The organism is Citrobacter sp. JUb117, assembly GCF_024809055.1.
Classification (GTDB): Bacteria; Pseudomonadota; Gammaproteobacteria; order Enterobacterales; family Enterobacteriaceae; genus Citrobacter; species Citrobacter gillenii.
Window position 1 is genome coordinate 304620 of sequence record NZ_JANUFB010000003.1, and the last position, 14040, is coordinate 318659.

Consider the following 14040-nt stretch of genomic DNA (forward strand, 5'->3'; position numbering starts at 1 on the left):
AGCGCTATCCGGCATTCACAACATCATGCTTACCCTTCGAGATCCGCCAGGTCGCCTTTCTCCTGCAGCCAGTTACGGCGATCTTCAGAGCGCTTCTTCGCCAGCAGCATATCCATCATGGCGTTGGTGCGCTGATCGTCTTCATCATCAATGATGAGCTGCACCAGGCGACGGGTATTTGGATCCAGCGTGGTTTCGCGCAGCTGCATCGGGTTCATTTCACCCAGACCTTTAAAGCGCTGGACGTTCGGCTTGCCTTTCTTACGCTTCAGCTGCTCCAATACGCCCGCTTTCTCTTCTTCCGTGAGCGCGTAATACACCTCTTTCCCGAGGTCGATACGGTACAACGGCGGCAGCGCCACGTAGACGTGTCCGTGTTTGACCAACGTGCGGAAGTGCTTCACAAACAATGCGCACAGCAGCGTAGCAATGTGCAGACCATCGGAGTCCGCATCCGCGAGGATACACACCTTGCCGTAGCGCAACTGGCTGAGATCGTCGCTGTCCGGATCGATACCGATCGCTACCGAGATATCGTGAACTTCCTGGGAGGCCAGCACTTCATCAGAAGAGACTTCCCAGGTGTTCAGGATCTTACCCTTCAGCGGCATGATCGCCTGATACTCACGATCGCGCGCCTGCTTGGCCGATCCGCCCGCCGAGTCACCTTCCACCAGGAACAGCTCGGTGCGGTTAAGATCCTGTGCGGTGCAGTCCGCCAGCTTACCCGGCAGTGCCGGACCGCTGGTGAGTTTTTTACGCACCACTTTTTTCGCTGCACGCAGACGACGCTGAGCGCTGGAAATCGCCATTTCCGCCAGCAGCTCTGCTGACTGCACGTTCTGGTTCAGCCACAGGCTAAAGGCATCTTTTACCACCCCAGAAACGAACGCCGCGCACTGGCGCGAAGAGAGACGCTCTTTGGTCTGACCGGCAAACTGTGGATCCTGCATCTTCACGGACAGCACGTAGGCGCAGCGATCCCAGATATCCTCCGCCGACAGCTTCACGCCACGCGGCAGGATATTGCGGTATTCACAGAATTCACGCATCGCATCCAGCAGACCCTGACGCAGGCCATTGACGTGCGTCCCGCCCTGCATGGTTGGGATCAGGTTAACGTAGCTTTCGGTCAGCAGTTCACCGCCTTCCGGCAGCCACAGCAGCGCCCAGTCTACCGCTTCCGTATCACCGGAGAACGTCCCGACAAACGGTTTTTCCGGCAGCAACGGCAGGCCGTTCACCGCTTCGCTCAGGTAATCGGTCAGGCCATCGGCGTAGCGCCAGGTCTGTTCGGTATCGTTGACCTTATCCTTGAAGATGATCTCCACGCCCGGGCAGAGTACCGCTTTGGCTTTCAGCAGATGGCTCAGGCGAGAAGCGGAGAAACGTGGGCTGTCAAAGAAGCTTTCATCCGGCCAGAAGTGCACGCTGGTCCCGGTATTGCGCTTTCCACAGGTGCCGGAAACGTGCAGGTCTTCGACCTTTTCACCGTGTTCAAAGGCGATACTGTGAATCTGACCATCACGACGAACGGCCACTTCAACACGTTTTGACAAGGCATTAACCACCGAAATCCCCACGCCGTGCAGGCCACCGGAGAACTGGTAGTTTTTGTTAGAAAACTTACCCCCTGCGTGCAAACGGCAAAGGATCAATTCAATGGCCGGGACGCCCTCTTCCGGGTGGATATCGACGGGCATGCCACGTCCGTCATCAATGACTTCCAGTGATTGATCGGCATGAAGGATAACCTCGACACGTTTCGCGTGCCCGGCCAGCGCTTCATCCACACTGTTATCAATAACTTCCTGCCCCATATGGTTAGGACGAGTCGTATCTGTGTACATCCCCGGGCGGCGGCGAACCGGCTCAAGCCCAGTGAGTACCTCAATGGCATCAGCGTTATAAGTTTGCGTCATGGTTTAAATTAGCAATTCGAATTGATCGTCAAAAACTGTGCAGTCCAAGGAAATCGACAATCTGGTTGAAATAATCTTCGAAGCCTGTGAATGCGTGGTTTCCGCCCTCAATAACAGTTTGACGGCAGGAGGCGTAATACGCCACCGCCTGGCGGTAGTCCAACACTTCATCGCCCGTTTGTTGTAGCAGCCAGAGCAAATCCGGCGCCTCCAGCGGGTCAATCTGCATGACTTTAAGATCGTAAATATGGCGAGACTCTAGCACATATTGCTGGCCCGTGTAGGGGTTCTCGTTTTGGCCAAGGTAGTCGACCAGCAGTTCGTAAGGCCGCACCGCAGGGTTCACCACCACCGCAGGCAACATAAAACATTGCGACAGCCAGGTGGCGTAATAACCCCCTAAAGAGGAGCCAACAATCCCCAGCGACTCTCCGCCATGCTCAAGGACTATTGATTCCAGCATCTCTGCCGCTTGGGCAGGATACGGTGGCAGCTGCGGTACGATCATCTCAACGTGCGGGTGGTGCTCTGCCAGCCAGCTTTTCAGCAGACATGCCTTCGCCGAGCGAGGAGAGCTATTAAATCCGTGTAGATAGAGAAGCGTAGACATCAGTAGCCTTCTGAAGCGGTATCAGGGTGGAACCGAATTCCCGGCAGACGGCACACCTGAGTGTGCAGCGAACCATCAGCAAAAAGTTCCAGCGTACGCCAGCCGGGACTAATGGTATCTAACGTAAAGTTGGCACAATGCGGCTTGAACTGCACGCATGTCGACGGCGTAGCCAGCAGGCGGCGACCGTTCCAGTCGAGATCCAACTCCTGATGAATATGCCCACACAGCAGATACTTCACGCGCGGATAGTTCACCAGCACGTTGTCCAGCTCAGCAGCATTGCGCAGGCTGTGCTGATCGAGCCAGCTACAGCCCGAAGGCAGTGGGTGGTGATGCAAAAGCAGCAAGGTATTCCGTTCAGGCGCATCGGCAAGTTTTCGCTCCAGCCATTCAAGCTGGAACTCACTTAATTCTCCGTGGGGAACGCCAAAAACCTGGCTATCGAGCAGCAAAATTTGCCACTGTTCACCAATGAAGACGCGTTTCGCAGGCGAAATTCCGGCGTCCTGCAGGGCGCTGTACATGGCTGGCTGAAAATCATGATTGCCAGGTAACCAGACGCAAGGCGCACGAAAGCTTGCGATACCCTCAGCAAAATGCTGATACGCCGCAGCGGATTGATCCTGCGCTAAATCGCCTGTCGCCACGATCAGATCGAAGTCGGTCGACTCAGCATGTATAGCGTCCAATACGCACTGATAGCTGTCCCAGGTGTTCACTCCCAGCAGCGTTTCATGCTTTTCGGCAAACAGGTGAGTGTCTGTAATTTGCAAGATCCTGACTCTGGCCTCACCAGCCAAAGGAAGGGTTAACAGGCTTTCCAAATGGTGTCCTTAGGTTTCACGACGCTAATAAACCGGAATCGCCATCGCTCCATGTGCTAAACAGTACCGTAACCAGTCGGCCAGGAACTGATTAATTTGATGCTTTTCGTCGCGTTGATGCAACTTTTTATTTGGGTAATCATACCGCGCTTTGAAGCGAAAGATCTGCTGACTTGAACACACTTCAGCCACCCTCGCATCATGATACAGGCGGACGGTAAGCGATGGCAGGCTCCAGTAAGTGACAGCAGGCGCCGTCTGTTCGATCGCAACCAGCGTAGTGTATCGGGTCGATTCAACAATCGTTAACCGATATTGTGCGTTTGCCACCTGATAGCTCACTGTTTCGCCGACCACATCATTTGGCGGCAACAGACGGCGCAGTTGCGAAAAGTTGGTTTCGCACAGGCGCATCATTTCAGGGAAATCAGGTGTATAACGCTTCATTTTTTCCACTCAGTTTTTAACTCTTGATAGTGCAGCTGCAACCATTGCAAGGCGATGACAGAAGCCGCGTTGTCGATTTTTCCCTCTTCCACCCACTGATAAGCCTGTTCCCGGCTTACCACATGAACGCGAATATCTTCGTTTTCATCCGCCAGACCGTGGATCCCGCTTGCGGTCGTGGCGTCCACTTCGCCGACCAAAATGGACAGGCGCTCGCTCGTGCCGCCGGGGCTTGCCAGATAGCTCAGCACAGGTTTGGTTCGTTTTACGTCCAGCCCGGCTTCTTCCATCGCTTCACGGCGGGCAACGTCCTCAACGGTTTCACCTTCTTCGATCATCCCGGCGACCATTTCCAGCAGCCACGGGCTTTCGCTGGTATCAAATGCCGCAATACGAATCTGCTCAACCAGCACAACTTCGTCCCGCTCAGGGTCAAAGGGTAGCAAGACCGCCGCGTGTCCGCGCTCAAAAATTTCGCGCGTGACTTCCTCACTCATTCCACCGTTAAACAGGCGATGGCGGAACCGATAAAGATCCAGTGAAAAAAAACCGCGGTATAGCGTTTCTCGTGCAATAATTTCTACATCATTTTTCGTGAAAGTCATTGGCAAGCTGTCTGGTTTACGCATTGTGCTGTCCTGATACCAATAGTGATTAAAATGTGAATTTCAAGGTCGTTTGACTGCTGTTTGGGCGCCCTTGTGTTAAATTGATGCAAATTAACGCCGTATGGCACGTAACGCCAACTTTTTGAAGTGGTGGATTCTGCTAGAATCAACAATTATTTTTACCATTTGATCAGCGCTAAATACTGCTTCACAACAAGGAATGCAAATGAAGAAATTGCTCCCCATCCTTATCGGCCTGAGCCTGTCGGGGTTCAGTACTTTGAGCCAGGCAGAGAACCTGATGCAGGTTTATCAGCAAGCACGCCTGAGCAACCCGGAATTGCGTAAATCCGCCGCCGATCGCGATGCTGCATTCGAAAAAATTAACGAAGCGCGTAGTCCGTTACTGCCTCAGCTGGGCTTAGGTGCCGATTACACCTACAGCAATGGCTACCGTGATGCAAACGGCGTGAATTCCAACGCCACCTCTGCTTCGTTAACCCTGACTCAGTCTCTGTTTGATATGTCGAAATGGCGTGCCCTGACGCTGCAAGAAAAATCAGCGGGCATCCAGGATGTGACCTATCAGACCGATCAGCAAACGCTGATCCTGAATACTGCCACGGCCTATTTTAAAGTATTGAACGCGATTGATGTGCTGTCATACACCCAGGCACAGAAAGACGCAGTTTACCGTCAGTTGGATCAGACTACCCAGCGTTTTAACGTCGGCCTGGTCGCCATTACTGACGTACAGAACGCCCGTTCACAATACGATACCGTGCTGGCAAATGAAGTTACCGCGCGTAACGATCTGGACAACGCGGTGGAAGAACTGCGCCAGGTTACCGGCAACTACTACCCGGAACTGGCCTCGTTGAACGTTGACGGCTTTAAAACCAACAAGCCGCAGGCGGTGAATGCACTGCTGAAAGAAGCCGAAAATCGCAACCTGACCTTGCTGCAGGCGCGTTTAAGCCAGGACCTGGCGCGTGAACAAATTCGTCTGGCGCAGGACGGTCACCTGCCGACGCTGGATTTAACCGCCTCTACCGGTGTTTCTGATACCTCTTACAGCGGCTCTAAAACCCGCGCGGCAACCGGTACTCAGTATGACGACAGCAATATGGGTCAGAACAAAATTGGCCTGAATTTCTCGCTGCCGCTGTACCAGGGTGGCATGGTTAACTCGCAGGTGAAACAAGCACAGTACAACTTTGTGGGCGCAAGCGAACAGCTGGAAAGTGCGCACCGCAGCGTGGTACAGACCGTACGTTCATCCTTCAATAACATTAATGCGTCCATCAGTAGCATTAACGCGTACAAACAAGCGGTTGTCTCTGCACAAAGCTCTTTGGACGCGATGGAAGCCGGTTATTCCGTTGGTACACGTACCATCGTGGATGTGTTGGATGCCACCACCACGCTGTACAACGCCAAACAGCAGTTGGCTAACGCACGTTATACCTATCTGATTAACCAGTTAAACATCAAATCTGCGCTCGGTACGCTGAACGAACAGGATCTGGTGGCGCTGAACAATACGCTGGGCAAACCGATTCCGACCGCGCCTGACACCGTCGCGCCGGAAAACACACAGCAAGACGCTGCAGCAGACGGCTATACCGCGAGCAACAACGCGGCAGTCGCTCAGCCGACGGCAGCACGTTCAACCAGCAGCACCGGCAACAATCCGTTCCGTAACTGATGGTGATGACGGGGCTTCGGCCCCGTCTGAACGTAAGACAACGTAAAGATCCGCCCCTTCTTCCGCATTCTCGCCTCTTCCCGCTTCAATTTCGACCAGTCATCCTCTATTCTGAGCAGTATTTACCACTGGGTCCTGGAAGACATAAATGAAACGGACAAAATCTATACATCACGCGTCGTTCCGCAAAAGCTGGAGCGCACGCCACCTGACTCCTGTTGCCCTGGCTGTTACCGCCGTTATTATGCTGGCGGGCTGTGAGCAGAGCGACGAAACAGTATCGCTTTACCAAAATGCGGACGACTGCTCGACGGCGAATCCGGGTAAAAGCGCTGAATGTACAACCGCATTCAACAACGCGCTGAAAGAAGCTGAGCGCACGGCGCCGAAGTACGCCACCCGCGAAGACTGTATCGCTGAATTCGGCGAAGGTCAGTGCCAGCAGGCACCTGCACAGGCCGGTATGGCACCAACGGGTGAAGGCCAGGCTCAGGCACAGAATCAGAGCAGCGGCAGCTTCTGGATGCCGCTGATGGCAGGCTACATGATGGGCCGCATGATGGGCGGCGGTATGGGCGCTCAGCAGCCGCTGTTCAGCTCGAAAAATCCGGCCAGCCCGGCCTACGGCAAATATACCGATGCAGGCGGCAAAAACTACGGCGCAGCAACGCCGGGCCGTACCATGACCGTACCGAAAACCGCTATGGCGCCGAAACCGGCAACCACATCAACCGTCACGCGCGGCGGCTTTGGTGAATCTGTCGCCAAGCAAAGCACCATGCAACGTAGCGCCAGCGGTACCACCACGCGTTCAATGGGCGGCTGATCCACATGGAAAGAGTCAGTATTGTTGAGCGCCCGGACTGGCGCGAAAAAGCCACCGAATACGGTTTTAACTTTCACACCATGTACGGCGAACCGTACTGGTGTGAAGACGCCTACTACAAGCTCACGCTTGCACAGGTCGAAAAGCTGGAAGACGTCACCGCTGAACTGCACCAAATGTGCCTCAAGGTGGTTGAAAAGGTCATCGCCAGCGACGAGCTGATGACCAAGTTTCGTATTCCCAAACACACCTGGGGGTTTGTCCGCCAGTCATGGCTGACTCAGCAGCCGTCGCTCTATTCCCGCCTCGATCTGGCATGGGATGGCATCGGTGAACCTAAGCTGCTGGAAAACAACGCCGATACGCCAACCTCGCTGTACGAAGCTGCATTCTTCCAGTGGATCTGGTTAGAAGATCAGCTCAATGCCGGGAACCTGCCGGAAGGCAGCGATCAGTTCAACAGCCTGCAGGAAAAGCTGATTGAACGCTTCACCGCGCTGCGCGAACAGTATGGTTTTCAGCTACTGCACCTGACCTGCTGTCGTGACACCGTCGAAGATCGCGGGACCATCCAGTATTTGCAGGATTGCGCGGCCGAAGCGGAAATCGCCACCGAATTCCTCTATGTCGAAGATATCGGCCTCGGTGAGAAAGGTCAGTTCACGGACTTAGAAGATCAGGTGATTGCCAACCTGTTTAAGCTCTATCCGTGGGAATTTATGCTGCGCGAGATGTTCTCTACCAAGCTGGAAGATGCCGGCGTTCGCTGGCTGGAACCGGCCTGGAAGAGCATCATCTCCAACAAAGCGCTGTTACCACTGCTGTGGGACATGTTCCCGAACCATCCGAACCTGCTGCCTGCGTATTTCGCCGAAGACGACTATCCACAGATGGAAAAATTCGTCGTGAAACCGATCTTCTCGCGTGAAGGCGCTAACGTGTCGATCGTTGAGAACGGTAAAACGATCGAATCGGTGGAAGGCCCGTACGGTGAAGAAGGTATGATCGTACAGCAGTTCCATCAGCTACCGAAGTTTGGCGATAGCTACGTGCTGATCGGCAGTTGGCTGATTAACGATCAGCCAGCCGGGATTGGCATTCGCGAAGACAGAGCGCTGATCACTCAAGATCTTTCCCGCTTCTATCCGCATATTTTTGTCGAATGAATGAAAGTGCCGGGTGGCGGCTCTGCCTTACCCGGCCTACGACACGAACTGTAGGCCCGATAAGCGCAGCGCCATCGGGCATTAATCATCCAACCTGCACCGACAGCATACTCAGACTGCCCATCTCAATGCCGTCCACAGGAATTGTCACGGGTTCTTTTCCATCCCACGCACCTAATACGTAAAGCAGCGGCAGATAGTGATCCGCCGTTGGATTCGACAACGATCCGCCTTCATGATCCAGATAGTTGACCAGCGGATGTTGTTCAACCGGTCCCTGCCATGTCAGGTTGGCCTTCACATAATCGTTGAATGAGGACGCCCACGGGTATGGCGTATTTTCACCGTGCCAGCGTGCCGTGCGCAGGTTATGCACCACGTTACCACTGGCCACCAGCATAATACCTTCGTCGCGCAGCGCCGCCAGCTTACGACCCATTTCAAAATGCCAGGCGGCCGGCTTCGTGCTATCAATGCTTAATTGCACCATCGGGATGTCGGCATTCGGGTACATCTTGATCAACACGCCCCACGACCCGTGGTCAAAACCCCAGGCTTCTTTGTCTAAGGCGACAGGGACGGGAGACAGCAAATCAACCAGATGCTGCGCCAGTTCTGGCGAGCCCGGCGCCGGATAATGTGTGTCATACAGAGCCTGCGGAAAACCACCAAAATCATGAATCGTTTTCGGTGCTTCCATGGCAGTTACGCCAGTGCCACGGGTAAACCAGTGCGCCGAAACCACGACTATGGCTTTCGGTCGCGGCAACGTTTCCCCCAGTTGCTGCCAGGCACGGGTATAAACGTTATCTTCCAGAACATTCATCGGGCTGCCGTGCCCCAAAAACAATGCTGGCATACGAGTTGAAGACATGATGATATCCTTACTGAGGGAGTCATTTTGATATCATCACAATACGCTTTTTCGGTTGATGAAGAACTCAGATAACCATGATGAAGATCATCAGTTATTTTGACGGTCTGGCCCGGACAGCTGATGGATAAGGAGTTGGATTTGTCGATGTCAGTACCTTTACTTCTGACTTTACTGGCGGGTGCCGCCACCTTTATTGGCGCCTTTCTTGGCGTGCTGGGACAAAAGCCCTCAAACCGCGTGCTCGCCTTTTCTCTGGGTTTTGCCGCGGGCATTATGCTGCTTATCTCCCTGATGGAGATGCTACCCGCCGCACTGGCTGCAAAAGGAATGTCACCCGTACTTGGCTACGGGATGTTTATCGTAGGCTTACTGGGCTATTTTGGTCTGGATCGTTTGCTGCCGCACGCCCATCCTCAGGATCTCGTGCAAAAAACAACACAACCTTTACCCGGTTCTATTAAACGCACCGCCATTTTGCTCACGCTTGGCATTAGTCTGCACAATTTCCCGGAAGGGGTCGCGACGTTTGTGACTGCCAGCAGCAACCTCGAGCTAGGTTTTGGTATCGCCCTCGCCGTGGCATTGCATAATATTCCTGAAGGTTTGGCCGTTGCCGGACCCGTGTACGCTGCAACCGGTTCGAAACGTACCGCGATATTTTGGGCTGGGATCTCCGGTATGGCGGAAATACTCGGCGGCGTACTGGCGTGGTTAATTCTGGGGAGTTTAATTTCACCGGTGGTCATGGCGGCAATTATGGCGGCTGTTGCCGGAATTATGGTCGCACTGTCCGTCGATGAACTGATGCCGCTGGCAAAAGAAATCGACCCGAATAATAACCCCAGCTATGGTGTACTCTGCGGAATGTCGGTGATGGGACTCAGCCTTGTCATCCTGCAATCAATGGGCATCGGATAATACAGACGGCGGATGCTGTCCTGCCCTGCAGGCCATCCGCCTCTACAACAGCAAAGCGACAGGGATTATTCATGCTCCCTGACCGTGCCAGCCTCTTCGCTCGTACGGCGAAAGAGTTTGTTACGCGCCTCAAGCAACGCATCTCGGTCTTGTCGAAACGCGCGGCAATAACGCTTCATATGACAATAATAACCAATAGCAACGAGTGCAATTAATACCATCCAATACCAGGCAATAAACATTCTTTTACCCTTAAAATTTAACATCATTAAACATTTAACGTTAAAATTTCACATATCCTTATTTCAACCTACCACTATAGTGGCACATTACAGAAACAAATAGATGATTTCGATCATATAAACCAGCGGATAGAGCCAATTGAAAAACGTGCATTCAAAATAAAACAATACAGAACCTGCAAGCATCTATAAATAACATTAATTATAATAAGTACATTCCAAACTTACTTTACTTAATTAAATCAACACACTAGGGGTTGATAACAAACAGACCTAAAACAATAAACACATTTACTTATCACAAAGATTTAGCCATATTCTTATATGGTAAAAAATACAAAAATAGCGCATGCGGAATATATTATATGTCGATAAAATATAAAGCAGTATATCCTCGTTAAAGGATACCGTTCGTCCGGGCAAAGCTAAATAGGCGGGCCGTAATAACAAAAAACCGAAGCCAGAAAACTGACTTCGGTTTTTTATTGCCACCGTAACTGGCGTGGTAAAGCGTGTGCTATCAGCTGGCTTTACGTTCGTGCGCCTGACGGTAAGCGACTAAATCTTCGATCGTGACCACAGCCATATTATGCTTGCCTGCAAATTCGATGCACGCTGGCGCACGCGCCATGGTGCCATCATCATTGGTCAGCTCACACAGTACACCAGCCGGTTTAAAACCTGCCAGCGTCATCAGATCGATGGTTGCTTCAGTATGACCACCGCGGGTCAACACGCCGCCAGCCTGAGCACGCAGCGGGAAAACGTGTCCCGGACGGTTCAGATCGGAAGGTTTAGCGCCGTCTTTAACTGCCGCGCGAACCGTGGTAACACGGTCAGCGGCAGAAACACCGGTAGTTACGCCTTCAGCGGCCTCAATGGTCACGGTAAAGCCCGTGCCGTAAGCGCTGGTGTTATTTTCCACCATCATTGGCAGATCGAGCTGCTTGCGTCGATCTTCAGTGATGCACAGGCAAACAATACCGCTACCGTGACGGATGGTAAGTGCCATCTGTTCAACGGTCATGGTTTCTGCCGGGAAAACCATATCGCCTTCGTTTTCACGATCTTCGTCGTCAAGCACCATCACACCGCGTCCTTCACGCAGCGCAGACAGCGCAAGTTCAACACGTTCGAAAGGCGTACCAAAAGAGGAAAGTAGCGTCTGATTCATGGTAAAAAAACCTCACTAAAATTATGGTTACCAGAATCAGGGCAGTCTTAGGAGTACCGTCTAAGCGGCAAAAAAATAACGTGAGCGGGTCCATGCCCGACTGGATCGTTACTCTCTCCCATCCGGACTCTAACCGTCGGCCCCGGAATTACACCGGATCTGCTGACCTTTTCGCGTTAACGAAAAGCGCTCGCGGGCTTTCAACATCAGTTGATTTACCGCCGGTGGGGAATTTCGCCCCGCCCTGAGAATAAGCGAGTTAACTATAACGCTATTGATTACCTTCATCAACGCCTTTGCTTGACTTCACTTCACACAATTCTGGTTTATGCCGCTGCCAGTTCGCACTACAATAGGCAGCAACACGTACCAGTTCAGGGAAACCACCATGATTGACCCGAAAAAAATTGAGCAGATTGCTCGTCAGGTCCACGAGTCGATGCCGAAAGGGATCCGCGAGTTTGGGGAAGACGTCGAGAAAAAGATTCGCCAAACGCTGCAGTCACAGCTGACGCGCCTGGATCTGGTAAGCCGCGAAGAGTTTGATGTACAAACCCAGGTTTTGCTGCGCACCCGCGAAAAGCTCGCGCTGCTTGAGCAACGCCTGACCGAGCTGGAAGCGCGCGAGAAACCGGCTGAAGTGAAGCCTGCGCCTGCTATCCCGCCCGTCGATCCGCAAGCGTAAAAACGACAACGGGCCGCAAGGCCCGTTTATCTGTTAGTGTTCCAGCTCTAATTTTTTCGCCTCAGTTGCCTGCTGGCAATACAGCGCGTAGCGTTTGCAAAACCAACTGCGGTGCTCCTCATCCATGTTGCCAGTTACGGCCTGGATATCAACAGGGTGCCCCTCAGCCTGCATCCTGGCAAAACTCCGGGCCAGGAAATCGAAATTGTTCAGTGAATACATATTGCTGTTCATGAGCATACCCTCCAGTTATTGAATATCTGTTAAGGCCATATGCTTTTTCTGATTTCAGTATTTCCCTATACAGAAAGTTGTTCTGTACATAATGTGCGCAAATTGAGAGCTATGCTTCACACTTTCCTACGAAATCTGAGAGGGGGAGATGTCTTTTTTCGGATGTAAGGAACCTGCAGAACTTCAGGCACCGCTGATTGATTCGCTGTTAAATGAGATTGGTTTGTCCGGCGGTTCGCTTCACGCCCTGGCTGAGCCGCTGAAAAACAGTCCACAGCCTGTGGAGAAAACTGAAGCATAAGAGACAGAAATGCCGGATAAGGTGTTTATACCGCTATCCGGCAATCGACCAGACTATGACTTATCGCTGTCTTTCTGGATCTTTTTGATGATATTGGTCGTTGAGCAGCCGTCTTCGAAGTTCAGCACCAGCACTTCACCGCCGTTCGCCCATACCTCTTCGCTACCCGCAATTTGTTCCGGCTTGTAGTCACCACCTTTTACCAGCAGATCCGGCAGAACACCTGCGATCAGTCGCTGTGGGGTATCTTCTTCAAAAGAGACCACCCAGTCGACGGATTCCAGCGCACCCAGTACGATCATACGCTGCTCGAGAGGGTTGACCGGGCGCGTTTCACCTTTCAGACGTTTGGTGGATGCGTCGCTGTTTACCGCCACGATCAGACGATCGCCCAGCTTGCGCGCATTCGCCAGATAAGAGACGTGGCCCGCGTGCAGGATGTCGAAAACGCCGTTGGTCATGACCACCTTCTCACCGCGCTTGCGCGCGCTGGCCACGGCTTGTTTCAGCTCGGCTTCTGTCATCACACCAAAACCGGTATCCGCACGACCGCGCACGGCGTTTTCCAGTTCGATAGGCGAAACGGTGGACGTCCCCAGCTTACCCACTACCACGCCCGCCGCAGCGTTAGCAAAATAACACGCTTCTTCCAGTGAGTTACCCGCCGCCAGCGTTGCCGCCAGCACGCCAATAACCGTATCGCCAGCACCGGTCACGTCATACACTTCCTGCGCCTGGGTCGGCATGTGCAGCGGTGCTTTGCCCGGCTGCAGCAGCGTCATGCCCTGCTCGGAACGGGTGATCAACAGCGCGGAAAGATCGAAATCCGCAATCACCTTCATGCCGCGTTCAACCAGTTCCTCTTCGCTTTTGCACTTACCGGCAACCGCTTCAAACTCGGAAAGATTTGGTGTCAGCAGCGTCGCACCGCGATAGCGTTCAAAATCAGTGCCTTTCGGATCGATAAGCACCGGTACGCCAGCCTTTCGTGCCAGCGCAATCATCTGCTGCACGCTGGCCAGCGCGCCTTTGGCGTAGTCAGACAGTACCAGAGCACCGATAGAACCCAGCGCCTGGTTAATACGATCGTGCAGCGGCAGTGGATCTACGCCTTCGAAACCTTCCTCGAAGTCCAGACGGATCAGCTGCTGGTTGCGTGAGAGTACGCGCAGTTTGGTGATCGTCGGGTGCGTCGGCACCGAAACGAAGTCACATTTCACATTCACGTCCGCCAGCGTTTTACTCAGCGCACGTGCCGCATCATCAATACCAGTCAACCCTACCAGACGGGAATTTGCGCCCAGAGAGGCAATGTTCATCGCCACGTTTGCCGCGCCGCCGGGACGTTCTTCAATGGTATCCACTTTGACTACCGGAACTGGGGCTTCTGGTGAAATACGGCTAGTAGGCCCGTACCAGTAGCGATCCAGCATCACATCACCGACAACCATGACTCCTGCACGTTCAAACTCTGGCAGCGTTACTTTCATTCCTG

General features: G+C 53.1%; 15 protein-coding genes, 1 pseudogene and 1 riboswitch. Of the genes and pseudogenes, 6 read left to right on the forward strand and 10 right to left on the reverse strand.

The window, feature by feature from the left end:
- Positions 1 to 29 precede the first annotated feature (29 nt).
- The 5 genes from parE to nudF are packed head-to-tail and all read right to left on the reverse strand — an operon-like array spanning position 30 to position 4435.
- Positions 30 to 1922, reverse strand: coding sequence for a DNA topoisomerase IV subunit B (gene parE / locus M2374_RS08825; RefSeq protein ID WP_096755648.1), 1893 nt, complete (start codon positions 1920 to 1922; stop codon positions 30 to 32).
- A gap of 28 nt (positions 1923 to 1950) precedes the next feature.
- Positions 1951 to 2532 carry an esterase YqiA gene (gene yqiA / locus M2374_RS08830; RefSeq protein WP_115257472.1) on the reverse strand — a complete coding sequence of 194 codons (582 nt, stop codon included), beginning with the start codon at positions 2530 to 2532 and terminating at the stop codon, positions 1951 to 1953.
- The gene (cpdA, locus tag M2374_RS08835; RefSeq protein ID WP_096755646.1) at positions 2532 to 3359 is read right to left on the reverse strand and encodes a 3',5'-cyclic-AMP phosphodiesterase; all 828 of its coding nucleotides are present in this window, start codon (positions 3357 to 3359) and stop codon (positions 2532 to 2534) included. The genes yqiA and cpdA overlap by 1 nt, the downstream gene beginning before the upstream one ends.
- Before the next feature lie 24 nt (positions 3360 to 3383).
- Complete coding sequence (locus M2374_RS08840) at positions 3384 to 3806, reverse strand: DUF1249 family protein (protein WP_181689104.1); 423 nt, start codon at positions 3804 to 3806, stop codon at positions 3384 to 3386.
- Positions 3803 to 4435 (reverse strand): ADP-ribose diphosphatase, encoded by a 633-nt coding sequence (gene nudF / locus M2374_RS08845; protein WP_096755644.1) that lies wholly within the window; start codon positions 4433 to 4435, stop codon positions 3803 to 3805. The genes M2374_RS08840 and nudF overlap by 4 nt, the downstream gene beginning before the upstream one ends.
- A gap of 199 nt (positions 4436 to 4634) precedes the next feature.
- On the opposite strand from nudF, the gene tolC reads away from it, so the two are divergent.
- The 3 genes from tolC to M2374_RS08860 all read left to right on the forward strand — a co-directional run bounded on the left by tolC (position 4635) and on the right by M2374_RS08860 (position 8114).
- On the forward strand, positions 4635 to 6122 hold the full coding sequence (gene tolC, locus M2374_RS08850) for an outer membrane channel protein TolC (protein WP_137363335.1): 1488 nt from the start codon (positions 4635 to 4637) through the stop codon (positions 6120 to 6122).
- Positions 6123 to 6270: 148 nt separating this feature from the next.
- On the forward strand, positions 6271 to 6948 hold the full coding sequence (locus M2374_RS08855; RefSeq protein WP_115257469.1) for a DUF1190 family protein: 678 nt from the start codon (positions 6271 to 6273) through the stop codon (positions 6946 to 6948).
- A 5-nt stretch (positions 6949 to 6953) separates the two neighbouring features.
- The gene (locus M2374_RS08860; RefSeq protein ID WP_096755641.1) at positions 6954 to 8114 is read left to right on the forward strand and encodes a glutathionylspermidine synthase family protein; all 1161 of its coding nucleotides are present in this window, start codon (positions 6954 to 6956) and stop codon (positions 8112 to 8114) included.
- A gap of 85 nt (positions 8115 to 8199) precedes the next feature.
- Here M2374_RS08860 and ygiD read toward each other — a convergent pair whose 3' ends face one another.
- Complete coding sequence (ygiD, locus tag M2374_RS08865) at positions 8200 to 8988, reverse strand: 4,5-DOPA dioxygenase extradiol (RefSeq protein ID WP_096755640.1); 789 nt, start codon at positions 8986 to 8988, stop codon at positions 8200 to 8202.
- A 147-nt stretch (positions 8989 to 9135) separates the two neighbouring features.
- On the opposite strand from ygiD, the gene zupT reads away from it, so the two are divergent.
- Complete coding sequence (gene zupT / locus M2374_RS08870) at positions 9136 to 9909, forward strand: zinc transporter ZupT (protein ID WP_096755639.1); 774 nt, start codon at positions 9136 to 9138, stop codon at positions 9907 to 9909.
- A gap of 65 nt (positions 9910 to 9974) precedes the next feature.
- On the opposite strand, the gene M2374_RS08875 is transcribed toward zupT, so the two are convergent.
- The gene (locus tag M2374_RS08875) at positions 9975 to 10151 is read right to left on the reverse strand and encodes a hypothetical protein (RefSeq protein ID WP_096759330.1); all 177 of its coding nucleotides are present in this window, start codon (positions 10149 to 10151) and stop codon (positions 9975 to 9977) included.
- Positions 10152 to 10671: 520 nt separating this feature from the next.
- Positions 10672 to 11325 carry a 3,4-dihydroxy-2-butanone-4-phosphate synthase gene (gene ribB / locus M2374_RS08880; protein WP_115257467.1) on the reverse strand — a complete coding sequence of 218 codons (654 nt, stop codon included), beginning with the start codon at positions 11323 to 11325 and terminating at the stop codon, positions 10672 to 10674.
- A gap of 106 nt (positions 11326 to 11431) precedes the next feature.
- Positions 11432 to 11581: riboswitch (FMN riboswitch) on the reverse strand.
- Positions 11582 to 11713: 132 nt separating this feature from the next.
- On the opposite strand from ribB, the gene ubiK reads away from it, so the two are divergent.
- Positions 11714 to 12010, forward strand: a complete 297-nt coding sequence (gene ubiK, locus M2374_RS08885; RefSeq protein ID WP_135953046.1) for a ubiquinone biosynthesis accessory factor UbiK — start codon at positions 11714 to 11716, stop codon at positions 12008 to 12010.
- Between the two features lie 33 nt (positions 12011 to 12043).
- On the opposite strand, the gene glgS is transcribed toward ubiK, so the two are convergent.
- Positions 12044 to 12250 carry a cell surface composition regulator GlgS gene (gene glgS / locus M2374_RS08890; protein ID WP_096755633.1) on the reverse strand — a complete coding sequence of 69 codons (207 nt, stop codon included), beginning with the start codon at positions 12248 to 12250 and terminating at the stop codon, positions 12044 to 12046.
- A gap of 178 nt (positions 12251 to 12428) precedes the next feature.
- Here glgS and M2374_RS08895 point away from each other — a divergent pair.
- Positions 12429 to 12545 (forward strand): annotated as a pseudogene (locus tag M2374_RS08895) (hypothetical protein); the annotation flags it as partial.
- Between the two features lie 53 nt (positions 12546 to 12598).
- Here M2374_RS08895 and hldE read toward each other — a convergent pair.
- The gene (hldE, locus tag M2374_RS08900) at positions 12599 to 14035 is read right to left on the reverse strand and encodes a bifunctional D-glycero-beta-D-manno-heptose-7-phosphate kinase/D-glycero-beta-D-manno-heptose 1-phosphate adenylyltransferase HldE (protein WP_181688736.1); all 1437 of its coding nucleotides are present in this window, start codon (positions 14033 to 14035) and stop codon (positions 12599 to 12601) included.
- Between the last annotated feature and the right edge of the window lie 5 nt (positions 14036 to 14040).

Bases quoted from the DNA above. Each gene is read 5' to 3' on its own strand.
- yqiA (WP_115257472.1), bottom strand. From the start codon at position 2,532: ATGTCTACGCTTCTCTATCTACACGGATTTAATAGCTCTCCTCGCTCG.
- zupT (WP_096755639.1), top strand. From the start codon at position 9,136: ATGTCAGTACCTTTACTTCTGACTTTACTGGCGGGTGCCGCCACCTTT.
- M2374_RS08855 (WP_115257469.1), top strand. From the start codon at position 6,271: ATGAAACGGACAAAATCTATACATCACGCGTCGTTCCGCAAAAGCTGG.
- ubiK (WP_135953046.1), top strand. From the start codon at position 11,714: ATGATTGACCCGAAAAAAATTGAGCAGATTGCTCGTCAGGTCCACGAG.
- ribB (WP_115257467.1), bottom strand. From the start codon at position 11,325: ATGAATCAGACGCTACTTTCCTCTTTTGGTACGCCTTTCGAACGTGTT.
- M2374_RS08840 (WP_181689104.1), bottom strand. From the start codon at position 3,806: ATGAAGCGTTATACACCTGATTTCCCTGAAATGATGCGCCTGTGCGAA.
- hldE (WP_181688736.1), bottom strand. From the start codon at position 14,035: ATGAAAGTAACGCTGCCAGAGTTTGAACGTGCAGGAGTCATGGTTGTC.
- parE (WP_096755648.1), bottom strand. From the start codon at position 1,922: ATGACGCAAACTTATAACGCTGATGCCATTGAGGTACTCACTGGGCTT.
- M2374_RS08860 (WP_096755641.1), top strand. From the start codon at position 6,954: ATGGAAAGAGTCAGTATTGTTGAGCGCCCGGACTGGCGCGAAAAAGCC.
- nudF (WP_096755644.1), bottom strand. From the start codon at position 4,435: ATGCGTAAACCAGACAGCTTGCCAATGACTTTCACGAAAAATGATGTA.
- tolC (WP_137363335.1), top strand. From the start codon at position 4,635: ATGCAAATGAAGAAATTGCTCCCCATCCTTATCGGCCTGAGCCTGTCG.
- glgS (WP_096755633.1), bottom strand. From the start codon at position 12,250: ATGCTCATGAACAGCAATATGTATTCACTGAACAATTTCGATTTCCTG.
- M2374_RS08875 (WP_096759330.1), bottom strand. From the start codon at position 10,151: ATGTTTATTGCCTGGTATTGGATGGTATTAATTGCACTCGTTGCTATT.
- ygiD (WP_096755640.1), bottom strand. From the start codon at position 8,988: ATGTCTTCAACTCGTATGCCAGCATTGTTTTTGGGGCACGGCAGCCCG.